The 12,798-nt window shown below is 71.3% G+C and carries 10 protein-coding genes and 1 pseudogene; 3 read left to right on the plus strand and 8 right to left on the minus strand.

Annotated features, from left to right (window positions below):
- Positions 1-112: 112 nt before the first annotated feature.
- Both OG507_RS15875 and OG507_RS15880 read right to left on the minus strand, forming a co-directional pair.
- Entirely contained in the window at positions 113-898 is a 786-nt protein-coding gene (locus tag OG507_RS15875) for a GntR family transcriptional regulator (RefSeq protein ID WP_327367847.1), read from the minus strand.
- Complete coding sequence (locus OG507_RS15880; protein ID WP_327367848.1) at positions 895-1,437, minus strand: GntR family transcriptional regulator; 543 nt, start codon at positions 1,435-1,437, stop codon at positions 895-897. The genes OG507_RS15875 and OG507_RS15880 overlap by 4 nt, the downstream gene beginning before the upstream one ends.
- A 154-nt stretch (positions 1,438-1,591) precedes the next feature.
- Here OG507_RS15880 and OG507_RS15885 point away from each other — a divergent pair.
- Positions 1,592-1,968, plus strand: a pseudogene (locus OG507_RS15885) (ATP-binding protein); the annotation flags it as partial.
- A 13-nt stretch (positions 1,969-1,981) separates the two neighbouring features.
- On the opposite strand, the gene mfd reads toward OG507_RS15885, so the two are convergent.
- On the minus strand, positions 1,982-5,512 hold the full coding sequence (gene mfd, locus OG507_RS15890) for a transcription-repair coupling factor (RefSeq protein WP_327367849.1): 3,531 nt from the start codon (positions 5,510-5,512) through the stop codon (positions 1,982-1,984).
- Positions 5,513-5,935: 423 nt separating this feature from the next.
- Here mfd and OG507_RS15895 point away from each other — a divergent pair, with 423 nt between their 5' ends.
- Positions 5,936-6,934, plus strand: a complete 999-nt coding sequence (locus OG507_RS15895; protein ID WP_327371990.1) for a LuxR C-terminal-related transcriptional regulator — start codon at positions 5,936-5,938, stop codon at positions 6,932-6,934.
- Positions 6,935-6,961: 27 nt separating this feature from the next.
- Here OG507_RS15895 and OG507_RS15900 read toward each other — a convergent pair whose 3' ends face one another.
- Together OG507_RS15900 and OG507_RS15905 are read right to left on the minus strand one after the other, a co-directional pair.
- Complete coding sequence (locus OG507_RS15900; RefSeq protein WP_327367850.1) at positions 6,962-7,249, minus strand: hypothetical protein; 288 nt, start codon at positions 7,247-7,249, stop codon at positions 6,962-6,964.
- Positions 7,246-8,511 (minus strand): amidohydrolase, encoded by a 1,266-nt coding sequence (locus OG507_RS15905; RefSeq protein WP_327367851.1) that lies wholly within the window; start codon positions 8,509-8,511, stop codon positions 7,246-7,248. Before OG507_RS15905 ends, OG507_RS15900 begins: the two co-directional genes overlap by 4 nt.
- A gap of 215 nt (positions 8,512-8,726) precedes the next feature.
- On the opposite strand from OG507_RS15905, the gene OG507_RS15910 reads away from it, so the two are divergent.
- The gene (locus tag OG507_RS15910) at positions 8,727-8,903 is read left to right on the plus strand and encodes a thiazolylpeptide-type bacteriocin (protein ID WP_327367852.1); all 177 of its coding nucleotides are present in this window, start codon (positions 8,727-8,729) and stop codon (positions 8,901-8,903) included.
- 83 nt (positions 8,904-8,986) lie between these two features.
- Here OG507_RS15910 and OG507_RS15915 read toward each other — a convergent pair whose 3' ends face one another.
- From OG507_RS15915 to OG507_RS15925, 3 genes are all read right to left on the minus strand, one after another.
- Positions 8,987-10,963, minus strand: coding sequence for a TOMM precursor leader peptide-binding protein (locus OG507_RS15915; protein ID WP_327367853.1), 1,977 nt, complete (start codon positions 10,961-10,963; stop codon positions 8,987-8,989).
- The gene (locus tag OG507_RS15920; protein WP_327367854.1) at positions 10,960-11,715 is read right to left on the minus strand and encodes an ABC transporter permease; all 756 of its coding nucleotides are present in this window, start codon (positions 11,713-11,715) and stop codon (positions 10,960-10,962) included. Before OG507_RS15920 ends, OG507_RS15915 begins: the two co-directional genes overlap by 4 nt.
- A 76-nt stretch (positions 11,716-11,791) precedes the next feature.
- Positions 11,792-12,778 (minus strand): ABC transporter ATP-binding protein, encoded by a 987-nt coding sequence (locus tag OG507_RS15925; RefSeq protein WP_327367855.1) that lies wholly within the window; start codon positions 12,776-12,778, stop codon positions 11,792-11,794.
- Between the last annotated feature and the right edge of the window lie 20 nt (positions 12,779-12,798).

The raw sequence follows: 12,798 nt of genomic DNA on the forward strand, positions 1-12,798 counted from the left end.
TTCTGCCCGGTCCCGCGGGAGGACCCCTGCTCGGGCTCACGGCCGCCACGGCCAGCACCACCGGAGGTCGCCTCCGCGGCGCGCCCGACGAGCGCAGCCGGCCCATCTCGCCTCAGGCGCCCTCGGTCGCGAACTCGTACTGCACCTCATACAGATGTCCCGCCTTGACCATCACCGTCGCTTCGATGGGCCGCTCGTCGTCGCTGTAGACGACACGCAGCGTCCGCAGAACCGGCAGCCCACCGGGCAGCCGCAGCGCCTGGTACTGGTCCTGGGTGGGCACTCGCGCGGAGACCCGGTCCACGCTGAGCCGGGGTGGGTGACCCAGCTCCGCGAGCAGGGTCGGTGTCCCGCCGGGGGTCTTTCGGCGTTCCGTCATCGCCGTGCCGCGGGCGATCTCCAGTGGGTAGTACGACGCGACCAGTTCCGCCGGTTCGTCGTCGATCATGAGGAGTTGTCGTCGCAGGAGCGCGATGCCGGGCTTCGGGAGTCGGAGCGCCTCGGCGACGTCCGCGGGCGGCGTACTCTCCGCAACCTCAAGGAGTGTGCTGTGTGCGCGGGAGCCGTTCTTCGCGGTCTCCGTCAGCCAGCGGTACGACTCGCCCGAAGCCGCCGGGGCCATGTACGAGGCCGGGCGGACGGTCCGCTGCCGATGCTCGCGGACCGTCACCGCGGCTCCGGCCCTGCCGACCACCAGCTGTTCATCCTTGAGCAGTTGCAGGGCCTTCTGCACGGTCGCGTTCGAGGCGTTGAACCGATCCTTGAGGTGCACGGTGGACGGAAGGCTGGCGCCAGGGGCGAGGTCGCCGTCCATGATCTGGTCCCTGAGGTCGGCCGCGATCCGCTCATGCAGCGAACGGCGGTCGACGGCATCCGCTTCGGGTCTGGGCACAGTCATCCGATCCTGATCTCGTATCGCAGCTTCTGACGCCGTGGCGGCATGGCCAGCACGTCGACCTGAATGGGCCGGTCGGCGTCGTCCAGCGTGAGCCGGGTCAGTTGCAGGACGGGTTCCCCGGCCGTCAGCCGCAGTTGCTCCTGTTCGTGGCCGGTCGCCGGCCGCGCGGTCACGTCCTCGCGTACGCGGACGCCGACATGCCCCGGGTCCGCCAGGAGCCGAATCGCCCCGCCCGGGATCTTGGCCGTCCCGGCCAGGCCGGTGCCACGCGCGATGTCCACGGGGTAGTACGTGTCTGTCAACTCGCAGGGCTCGTCGTCGAGATACATGATTCTGCGACGAGCGACAACGTTCTGTCCGGCGGGCACTCCCAACAGCTCGGCGACCGCTCCGGGCGCCTTCACCTCACCCGCCTGAACAACGCGCTGGCTGCCCCTGCGCCCCTCTGCGGCGGCTTTTGCGGCCCACATGTCACCTCGGGCTCCGGGAGACGCCGCAAGGTACGGCACCGAGGTGCTGATCCATTCACTGCCGCCCATGTCCTTCTCCTCCGCAGCCGACACCCGTAACAGCCTGCCGCACCACACGGTAGGCGAGGCAGACGCAACTCCACAGGGTAAACCTTGCCGCTTTTCGCGAATAGCAGTACAGTCATCGTCACATTACGGCCCGCGAGCAAGGCGGTGAACCACTGTGTCCCTGTCGCAGCAACGACACTTCCCCCGCAGGCGCACCTCCGTTGGTGCCTCACGCGACTTCGTCACCGGCGTCCTCATCGAGTGGGAGCTACACCCTCTGATCGAGGACATAAAGCTGTGCGTCTCGGAGCTCGCCACCAATGCGCTGCTGCACGGCGTGCCGCCGGGCGCGAGTTCTGCGTCGGCCTCCACCGGAGCGAGGAGCTGGTCCGGCTGGAGGTTCGTGACAGTGGGCCCGGTCGGCCAGTGGTCCGGCGCCCTGACGACGGCGCCTGCTCGGGGCGCGGGTTACACCTGGTGAACGATCTTGCCGACGACTTCGGGGTCGACGATCACGTCGTCGGCAAGACCGTGTGGCTGGTGTTCAAGGCCGCGCCCGTCCTCCTCACGACCCCAGGATCGTCGCGAGGAACTCCCCCGTCCACGCCAGCAGTTCACGGCCGACGACCGGCTTGCCGCCGATCTTGCCGGTGGTGGGGCGGGGGACCAGGATCTGGTGGACGGCCGGTTTGATGACCGTTTTGGGGTAGAGGCGCTTCAGGCGGAGTTCCTGGGATTCGCGCAGCTCGACCGGGGCGAAGCGGATGTTCGGGCCCTGGAGCACGATCTCGCCGACGCCGCAGGCGCGGGAGAGCATGCGCAGGCCGGCGACCAGGAGGAGGTTCTCGACCGGTTCGGGGAGCTTGCCGTAGCGGTCGGTGAGTTCCTCGCGGACGGCCCTGATGTCGTCCTCCGTGTTGGCGGAGGCGATGGCGCGGTACGCCTGGAGGCGCAGCCGCTCGCCGGGGGCGTAGTCGTGGGGGACGTGGGCGTCGACCGGGAGCTCGATCTTGACCTCCAGGGGCGCTTCCTCCTCGACGCCGCCTTCGAGGGAGGCCCGGTAGTCGGCCACCGCCTCGCCGACCATGCGTACGTAGAGGTCGAAGCCGACGCCCGCGATGTGGCCGGACTGTTCGCCTCCCAGAAGGTTTCCGGCGCCGCGGATTTCGAGGTCCTTCATCGCCACGTACATGCCCGCGCCCATCTCGGTGTGCTGGGCGATCGTGGCCAGGCGCTCGTGGGCCGTCTCGGTGAGGGGCTTCTCCGGCGGATACAGGAAGTAGGCGTAGCCGCGCTCGCGGCCACGGCCGACGCGGCCGCGCAGCTGGTGGAGCTGGGAGAGACCGAAGTTGTCGCCGCGCTCCACGATCAGGGTGTTGGCGTTGGAGATGTCGATGCCGGACTCGACGATCGTCGTGGAGACCAGGACGTCGAACTTCTTCTCCCAGAAGTCCACCACCACCTGCTCCAGGGACTGTTCGGACATCTGGCCGTGTGCGGTCGCGATCCGCGCCTCGGGGACGATCTCGCGCAGGCGGGCGGCGGCCCGGTCGATCGACTCGACGCGGTTGTGGATGTAGAACGCCTGGCCCTCACGGAGCAGTTCACGGCGGATCGCCGCGCCGATCTGCTTCTCCTCGTACGGGCCGACGAAGGTGAGGACCGGGTGGCGCTCCTCGGGAGGCGTGGTGATCGTCGACATCTCGCGGATGCCCGTCACGGCCATTTCGAGCGTACGGGGGATGGGCGTCGCGGACATGGTGAGGACGTCCACGTTGGCGCGGAGCTTCTTCAGCTGCTCCTTGTGCTCGACGCCGAAGCGCTGCTCCTCGTCGACGATGACCAGGCCCAGGTCCTTGAACTTCGTCTCGGAGGAGAAGAGGCGGTGGGTGCCGATGACCAGGTCGACGGAGCCCTCGCGGAGTCCTTCGAGAGTCGACTTGGACTCGGAGTCGGACTGGAAGCGGCTCAGCGCCCTCACGTTGACCGGGAATTGGGAGTAGCGCTCGGTGAACGTGCCGTAGTGCTGCTGGACCAGGAGGGTGGTGGGGACGAGGACGGCGACCTGCTTGCCGTCCTGGACCGCCTTGAAGGCCGCCCGTACCGCGATCTCCGTCTTGCCGTAGCCGACGTCGCCGCAGATCAGCCGGTCCATCGGGACGGACTTCTCCATGTCCTCCTTGACCTCGGCGATGGTGGTGAGCTGGTCGGGCGTCTCCGCGTACGGGAAGGCGTCCTCCAGTTCGCGCTGCCAGGGGGTGTCGGGGCCGAAGACATGGCCGGGGGCCGCCATCCGCGCCGAGTACAGCTTGATCAGGTCGGCGGCGATCTCCTTGACGGCCTTCTTCGCGCGCGCCTTGGTCTTCGTCCAGTCGGCGCCGCCGAGCCGGTGCAGGGTGGGCGCCTCGCCGCCGACGTACTTGGTGACCTGTTCCAGCTGGTCGGTCGGGATGTACAGACGGTCGCCGGGCTGGCCGCGCTTGGCGGGGGCGTACTCGACGAGGAGGTACTCGCGGGTGGCGCCCTGCACGGTGCGCTGCACCATCTCGATGTAGCGGCCCACACCGTGCTGTTCGTGGACGATGTAGTCGCCGGTCTCCAGCGTCAGCGGGTCGATCGTCTTGCGGCGGCGGGCCGGCATCCGGCCCAGGTCCTTGGTCGCGGTGCGCTGACCCGTCAGGTCCGTCTCGGTCAGGACGGCGAGCCTGAGCGCCGGGTCGACGAAGCCCTGGTCGATCGCGCCGCACGAGACATGGACGAGGGACGGGGAGATCTCCGCCAGGTCCGCGTCGAGGCGGGCGGCGATGCCCTCGCCGCTCAGCACCTCGACGGTACGGGAGGCGAGCCCCTGGCCCTCGGTGACGTACACCGTGCGCCAGCCGTCGGCGATCCAGCCCTTGGTGTCGGCCAGCGCGCGGGCGGTGTCGCCGCGGTACGTCTCGGGAGCGTGCATCGAGAGTTTGAGGGTGTCCTCGTCGAGCTCGTCGTCCGCGGCGAACGGGGAGACCGACCACCACATCATCTCCAGCTCGCGGGCCCGGTCCCGGACGTCCGCGATGCCCCACAGGGAGGCCGCGCCGACATCGATCGGGGCCTCGCCGCCGCCCGCGGTCGCCGCCCAGGACGCCTGGAGGAACTCCTGGCTGGTGGCGACCAGGTCCGCCGCCCTGGTACGGACCCGCTCAGGGTCGCAGACCAGCGCCATCGAGCCCTTCGGCAGCACGTCCAGCAGCAGTTCCATGTCGTCGACGAGGACCGGGGCGAGGGACTCCATGCCCTCCACCGCGATCCCCTCGGCGATCTTGCCGAGCAGTTCGCCCAGCTCCGGGTGGAGCTCGGCGAGCGCGGCGGCCCGCTCGCGCACCTCGTCGGTCAGCAGCAGCTCACGGCAGGGCGGTGCCCACAGCCCGTGCTCGGCGATCTCCAGCGACCGCTGGTCGGCGATCTTGAAGTAGCGGATCTCCTCGACGTCGTCGCCCCAGAACTCCACCCGAAGGGGGTGCTCCTCGGTCGGCGGGAAGACGTCCAGGATGCCGCCGCGCACGGCGAACTCGCCGCGCTTCTCGACCAGTTCGACCCGGGAGTACGCGGCTGCCGCCAGCGCCTGGACCGTCTTGCCGAGGTCGGCGCTCTGCCCGATGCGCAGCGCTACGGGTTCCAGGTCGCCCAGCCCCTTGACCTGCGGCTGGAGCACGGAACGAACCGGTGCGACGACCACGTTGACCGGACCGGTCTCCGGGTCGTCCTTCCGCGGGTGCGCCAGGCGCCGCAGCACGGCGAGGCGGCGGCCCACGGTGTCGGAGCGGGGCGAGAGCCGCTCGTGCGGCAGGGTCTCCCAGGACGGGAACTCGGCGACCGTGTCCGGCGGCAGCAGGGTGCGCAGCGCGGCCGCGAGGTCCTCGGCCTCCCGGCCGGTCGCGGTGACGGCGAGCACGGTGCGCCCGGTCTCACGGGCCAGCGCGGCCACGGCGAAGGGCCGGGCGGCGGACGGGCCGACGAGGTCGACATGCATCCGGTGACCGTCGGCGGCGGCCTTCACCGCTTCGGAGAGTGCCGGGTCACGTACGACGACATCCAGCAGGCCGTGCAGGCTCATGAAGGGCTTCCGTCCGGGTAACGAGGGCGAGGTCTGACAGCCGGCTGCTGCCAGGGGGCAACGCGAAGGACCCGACACGTCTCACGGGCCGGGGTGTTTCCCAGCGTACGACTCCCCTGTGACAGCCGCGTGCGCAATCCGGCCAGCGGGTCGGCTCGGGGCGCGGGCGACGGGAGCGGACGACGGGGAGTCGCACCGTCCGGCGCCCGTCCGGCGCCGCTCGTCGTCGGCCACGCACCATTCATCTCCGTGATCCCACACAGTTGCGTCCCGGACCGTCACAGAAATGTCCCCAGCGTCTACGCTTTGGTCAAGATTCCACAAACAGTTGCACGGGTAGTGAGTACGGCAGCCGTCGACCGGCACTCACGGGCGATCCCCGGAAGTGCGCGGCCGCGCATGGACCAGGCAGCGAGGGCACACGTGGGCGAGAACGAGATGTCGATATTCGGGGTCTCGGAGACCGAGGAAGAGATCTACCGGCACTTCCTGCGCAACCCCGGCACCGCCACCGACGATCTGCACCTCCTGCTGCACACCGATCCACAGCTCGCGCGCTCGTGCGTCGACCGGCTCCAGGAGCTCGGACTGCTCCACCCCGAGGGCACCGACCTGCGCATCTTCCCGACAGACCCCGAAGTCGCGCTGGCCCGGCTGATCGACTTACGGCTGCACACCCTCCACCAGGAGCTGCAGCGCGTCACCCGGTCCCGCCATGTCATCGACGGTCTACGCGCGGAGCAGGGGACGCGAAGACCCCCGCCCCCGGGCATCGAGCAGCTGGAGGGGCTCGCGCAGATCCGTAACCGGATCGACGACCTCGCCTTCTTCGCCCGGGACGAGATCCTCTCCGTGGAGCCGTACACCAAGCTGTCGCCCGAGAACATCGCCCGCTCCCGCCCGCTGGACCTGCGATGCCTGCGGCGCGGCGTGCGCATCCGCAACGTCGTCGCACAGGCCGCGCTGCGGGACCCGGCGACCGCCGCCTATCTGCGGGAGCTCGCCGAGCACGGGGCCTCGATCCGGGTCACGGCGCACGCCGCCGAGCGGCTGCTGGTGTACGACCGCAAGGCGGCGCTCGTACCCCTCGATCCGCACAACACCTCGCGCGGCGCGCTGCTCGCCCACCGCAGCGGTCTGGTCTCCAACATCATCGCCCTCTTCGAGAAGATCTGGGACCAGGCGGACGATCTCTCGCAGGCGATCGGCGCGGACACCGCGGTGTCGGACGCCGGCCTGTCGGAGACCGAACGGCGGGTGCTGGTGTCGATGTGCACCGTCGGCAAGGACGAGGCGGGCGCCCGTGAGTTGGGCGTCTCGGTGCGGACCTACCGGCGGCACGTCGCCGACCTGATGCAGAAGCTCGGCGCGGCCAGCCGGGCTCAGGCGGCGCTGCTGGCCCGGGAACGCGGCTGGATCTGAACCGGGCCGCGGGGCGCCTGCGTGTCCTCACCGCTTCTCCTCCGCCCAGCCCTCCAGTGCCCGGTCGGCGAGGGCACTGGAGACGGCGCGGCGGACCGTGCGGGGATCGACGGCGGGGTCCAGGGCGATGCGCAGGGCGATCCGGTCGGGGCCCACGAACCGCGGGGTGCAGGCCCAGTGGGCGGGGAGCAGGCTCAACAGGCGTACGACGGTGGTCTCGCCGGTCGGCGCGGTGCTGTCCCGGCGGACGGTGACCATGTCGACATGGGCGGGGTTGGCGCGGGGCGGGGGCTGCGGAGGATCGGGGTGGGTCATGTCGTGTCCCCTTCCCGGGTCAGCACCTGTCCGGCGGCCGACGCCATCGCCGTGATCCCGGCAGGCAGCGCGGTACGGACGTCCGGGGCGAACTCCGGGGAATGGTTGGGCGGCACGTGCGTCCCGCCGTCCCGTGCCGCGCGCCACTGCCGTACCCCGCTCACGCCGAGCATCCAGTACACCGTCGCCACGCCCCGGGAGCCGAACCACGAGAAGTCCTCGGTGGCCGTGAGGGGGCCGCAGTCCGTGACGCGTTCCGGTCCGAACAGCGCCTCGTGCGCCCCGCGTACGGACGCGGTGGCGGCGGCGTCGGTCAGCAGGGCGGGCGAGCGGGCGGTGACGGTGAAGTCCGGATCCCTCGGGCAGCCGGACGCCGCGCATTCGGCCCTCACGATCCGCAGCGCGGCGGCCGTCATGCGGTCGAGCACCGGATCGGACAACGCCCTCATGCACAGGGTGAGTTCGGCCGTGTCCGGGATCACGTTGCCGCGCTCCCCGGCCCGCAGCGTTCCGACGCTCAGCACCGCGTGCTCGGCCGGTGCGGTCTCCCGCGAGACGACGGACTGGAGCCGCAGGACGGTGGCCGCCGCCGCGAGGACCGGGTCGACGGCGAGGTGCGGGGTGCCCGCGTGGCCGCCGCGGCCGTACAGGGTGACGTCCACCGCCGCGCCGGCCGCCATCAGCGGGGTGCGGAAGTCCGCGGCATGCGCGAGGGTTCCCGCGGGTGCGGGCGAGGTGTGCTGGGCGAGGACCACGTCCGGCGTCCCGAACCGCTCGTACAGCCCGTCCGCCAGCATCTGCCGCGCCCCGGTCAGGGTCTCCTCGGCGGGCTGGCCCACCACCAGGACGGTGCCGCGCCATGCGGAGCGTGTCCGGGCGAGTTCGGCCACCGCACCGGCGACCGCGGCGAGATGGAGGTCGTGTCCGCAGGCGTGCATCACACCGGGCACGGTGCTCGCGTAGGCGAGGCCGGTGCGCTCGGTGACCGGGAGCGCGTCGAGTTCGGTGCGGAGCATGACGACCGGACCCGCCCCGTTGCGCAGGACGCCCACGAGTCCGTGGCCGCCGCCGACCTTGCGGGTGACCGTGCAGCCGCTCGCCTCCAGATGGGCGGCGAACCGGTCGGCGGTGCGCCTCTCGGCCCCGGAGAGCTCCGGGTGTGCGTGCACATCGAGGTAGAGCTCGATCGCGCTGCGCAGGATCTCCCGCGGAACATCACCGAGCGGGGGCGGGGATTCGGGCGGGGTGGGGGTCTCCTTCATGGCATCTCACCTCGTTCCGCCGGGCGGGTTCGGCCTCTTCCGTGAGCCTGCGCCGCCCCGGCCTCAGAAATTCGGCGTTCCGCTGTCATCGGGTGCCAGCGATCTGACAGCGAAAGCGCGGCCGATCTGACAGCGGCCCCCGCTCCAATGGCTTCACCCACAGGGGAACAGCGCCGGAACAACCGGCCGGTCCCCACGACCCGAGGGAGAACACCATGGCCCCGAAGACCGAGCTCGCCACTCTCGCCGACGAGATCCTGGAGCTGGAGTCGGAGACCTTCGAGATCTCGGACTACTCGGACGCCGCGGAGGTCGTGCTCGCCGCTTCGACGTCCTGCTCCTCGACGTCGACCTGCTCCAGCACCACCAGCACCACCTCCTGCTCCGCCTGAGCCGGTCGCACACCCCGCACGTCCGCAGGCCCTCTTCGCGGCGCGAACGCGAAGGGGGCCTGCGGCCGTTGCGTCCGTGCCGGTCACGGGAAGGGGTGCGGGACGCGCTTGACCGCGGACTCCGGAAGGTCCTCGCCCCGCCGTCCCGCCGCCCGCAGCGCCGTCCGCAGCCGGGGCATCAGCAGGGCGCGCTGCCTGCTCCAGCCGAAGTCCAGCGGCAGGAGGCCAGGGACGAGGGCGGCGACGGTGTGCAGGCCCATCCGGCGCTGCTCGGGGGTGGTCTGATCGACCGCGATGACGTCGTGCCCGGCGGCGGTGAGCCGGTCGCGCAGCAGGTTCAGGTCGTCCAGCAGGTCTCCGGTGCGGGGGCGCTGCGGCTCCCAGTCAGCGAAGGTCTCGGCGAGCGGGAGTACGGCGACGGGGTTCAGGTACTCCTTCGCGTGCTCGGTCATCGCGGGAAGCCCGTAGAGCTGGGCGTGGTCCTTCAGCTGCCGCACGAGAGTGAAGTCCTCGGCCATGGCGGCGAGTTCACCGTGGCGTTCGGCGACCTGGCGGGGCAGGTGCGGAATGTAGGTGAGGACTTCGGACAGGGCCGACTCGACCGTGCTCTCCGGGTCGAATCCGGCGGCGGCCGCGAACGACAGCGTCCCCGGCCCGCCGTCCCTGCGCACCGCGAGGGCCGTGACGACGGGGACGCCCAGGTCCATCCGTGTGTCGAAGGCATGGACGTCGTAGCCGTGCAGCGCCGCCCGGTCGGTCATCGTGCGGACGGCCGGGGAACGGCAGCTCGTGAGGTCGATCGCGGTGAGCGGAACGCGGCCGTGCCAGGCCAGGAGGAAGGCGTCCCGTTCGATGATTTCCAGGAGCCCGTAGAGGATGGCCTCCTCCGGAGCGGCGCCGGTGGCACAGCCGTTGGAGCATTCGAAGACGAAGTTGTCGGCGTCGGTCCCGGAGCTGTAGTGGGCGAGCCTGGCGGGTACCAGGAGAGGGCGGTCGTCGCGCAGGGAGTGCCCCCACACCCATGGAATGGGCCGGTCCGGGTCGAACGGGGAGACCATGGGGTCGCTCGCGTACGTCTCGGGGGCGTAGAGACCGCAGTCGGCGGGGTCGAGCGCGTGGTCGGCCAGCCGGGTGTGGGCGCCGACGACGGGTGAGGTGCCGCGTCTGCGCGTGGTGCCCGCGTACCGCTCCAGGCCCTCCAGGTGGGCGAGGGTGCGGCTGGTGCCGTAGCTGTTGGCCTGGCCGCTCCAGGTGACGTCGTTGAGGCCGGCGTGACCGCGTACGAAATGGCTGCCCGCGACCGGTGCCGTGGTGGTGGACGTCGGGTTGATCCGGATGTCGGAGCCAAGAGCGCCGCACACCGGGTTGGCGAGGGCCGCGAGCGGCAGGGGGTAGGAGGCGAGGGTGCGCAGCCGGTAGCCGTCCGGGTCGGGTTTGGGCGCGGGGCGCAGGACCATGCGGGCCGAGGCGGCGGTGTCGGGGACCTCGTGGACGCAGGAGGGGCAGAGGGGTTCGGGCAGGAGCGGGAACGTCGCGGTGGCGAGGGTCACCACGTCGAGCCGGGTGACCCGGGGCAGGGCGCGGTCGGCCGGGGTCGCGTCGGGGGTGTCGTGGCCGCCGCCCAGCACGGCGCGGTAGAGGGCCCAGACGGCGTCGACCGCGTAGTCGGTGAGGACCGGCCAGTGGGCGGCACCCTGCGGTGCGTGGCCGAGCTCCAGGGCCTCGCGCTCCGAGCGGCTGCGCAGCCGCTGCCAGCGCATGGCCAGGCACTGCCCGCAGACGGTGGTGCCGGGCTCACCGCCCCAGGGCCCGATCAGCACGGCACGGGCGGTGAGCTGGATGTTGGCGGGCGGGCGGGTGTCCGCGTACGGGTCGGGGAGGCCGTGGCCGAGGGTGTCAGCCGCGCCGAGGGGGACGACGAGCGGGGCGGGCAGGGACGGCGGCGCGGACAGCTTCCCGTATCGGAGGGTCAGTTCCCGCTGGAGGTCGGCGCGGGCCGCTTCCAGTGGGCTCTCGCCGCGCACGGGCGGGGTCGTGGCGATGGCGGCGGCGGTCGTCATGACTTGTCGCTCCAGCGGAAGGTCTTGATCGCGATCGCGCACAGGACGAGGGCGAAACCGGCGAGCACCGCGCAGGACAGTGCGATGTCCCCGGTGGTGCCGTCGCCGGTGAGGGCGCCGGAGACGGCGTCGTTGAAGTAGCGCAGCGGCAGTACGCGCGAGAGGTTCTGCATCCAGTTGGGCATGGCGTCCAGCGGGAAGAACGATCCGGACAGGAACGCCATGGGAATCATCAGGCAGTTGGCGACGGCGGCGACGGCCTCGGGCGTCCTGGCGTAACTGCCGACGATGACCCCCAGCCCGAGGAACGCGGTGATGCCGATGACCAGGACCGGCAGGGCGAGCGGCCAGCGGCCGTCCAGCCGGAGGCCGAACGAGGGCAGCAGGGCCACGGCCACGAACAGCACGGCCTGTACGGCTCCGATGCCCAGCGTCAGGACGTAGCGGGAGGCCAGGACGGCGGAGACCGGAGTCGGGGACATCCGGATCAGACGCAGGATGTCGTCGCGCCGCCACTGCATGAGGACGAATCCGACCCCGAACACGGCGGCGTTGGCAACGCCCCACGACAGGACGCCGGGGGCGATGTAGTTGATGTACGGCTTGCCGCTCTCCTCGACCGTCTTGCCGTGGAAGATCAGTCCGAAGACCACCAGGAAGATGAGCGGGAAGGCGAAGGTGAAGAAGAGGGTGGTCCGGTCGCGCGTGTAGGCCCGGTATCCGGCCTGGCTCAGCGCCGTGTATGCGCTCATCGGGGTGTCTCCGTATCGCTGGGTGCGAGGGTGGTGGGGGCGCGGGGGCCACAGGGGCCGGGGCGGCTGTTCGGGCCTATGGCTGCGGTGCGCCGGACTGTGTCCCGGTGAGCCTTGTCCCGGTGAGCGTCAGATAGACGTCTTCGAGGCCGACGGTGCGCGTCTGTACGCCCTGGAGTCCGGCCAGGGCGTCGATCGCGGCCAGGACCCTGCCCGATTCGAGGGTCTCCAGCACGAGGGCGCCGGACTCCTCGGTGACACTGTCGACGCCCTCGATGGCCCGCGCCTCGTCAAGGGTCATCCGGCCCGCCGGGACCAGCAGCCGGGTGGTGGGTTCGGCGGCGGCGATCAGCCGGGCGGGGCTGTCGAGGGCGACCACGGCGCCGTCGACCATGATGGCGACGCGGTCGCAGAGCGCCTCGGCCTCGTCGAGATGGTGGGTGGTGTAGACGATGGTGCGGCCCGCGCCCTTGAGGTCGCGCAGCACCTGCCACAGGGCGCGCCGGGCCTGTGGGTCGAGGGCGGCGGTCGGCTCGTCCAGGAAGATCAGCTCGGGGTCGTGGACCAGCGCGGAGGCGATGGCGAGCCGCTGGCGCTGGCCCCCGGAGAGGTCGTCGACCCGGGTGTCGCCCTGCTCGGTGAGACCGACACCGGCCAGTGCGCGTTCGGCCGCCGCGTGGTCCGTCCGGTAGAGAGCGGCCATGGTGCGCAGATGTTCCCGGGCGGTGAGGCGGACGAAGAACGCCGAGGTCTGGGTCTGTACGCCGAGTCTGGGCAGCAGGGCCGTGTTGCGCGGCCAGGGGGCGGCGCCGAGGACGGTCACGGTCCCGGAGTCGGCCCTGCGCTGCCCCTCCATGATCTCGACGAGGGTGGTCTTGCCCGCCCCGTTGGGGCCGAGCAGTCCGAAGAACTCGCCGCGCGCCACGGTGAAGGACACCCCGTCGACCGCATGTGTGTCGCCGTACCGCTTGTGTACGTCGTCGAGGACGACGGCCGCCGGACGGCCGCCGCCGTCAGGTCCTGCCTGGCTCCCCGGGGAGGCGGAAGGGGCGGTGGGGGTCATGGACTTCTCCTTGTCCGCCG

Origin of the sequence: Streptomyces sp. NBC_01217 (genome assembly GCF_035994185.1) — a bacterium.
In the GTDB taxonomy this organism is placed as follows: domain Bacteria; phylum Actinomycetota; class Actinomycetes; order Streptomycetales; family Streptomycetaceae; genus Streptomyces.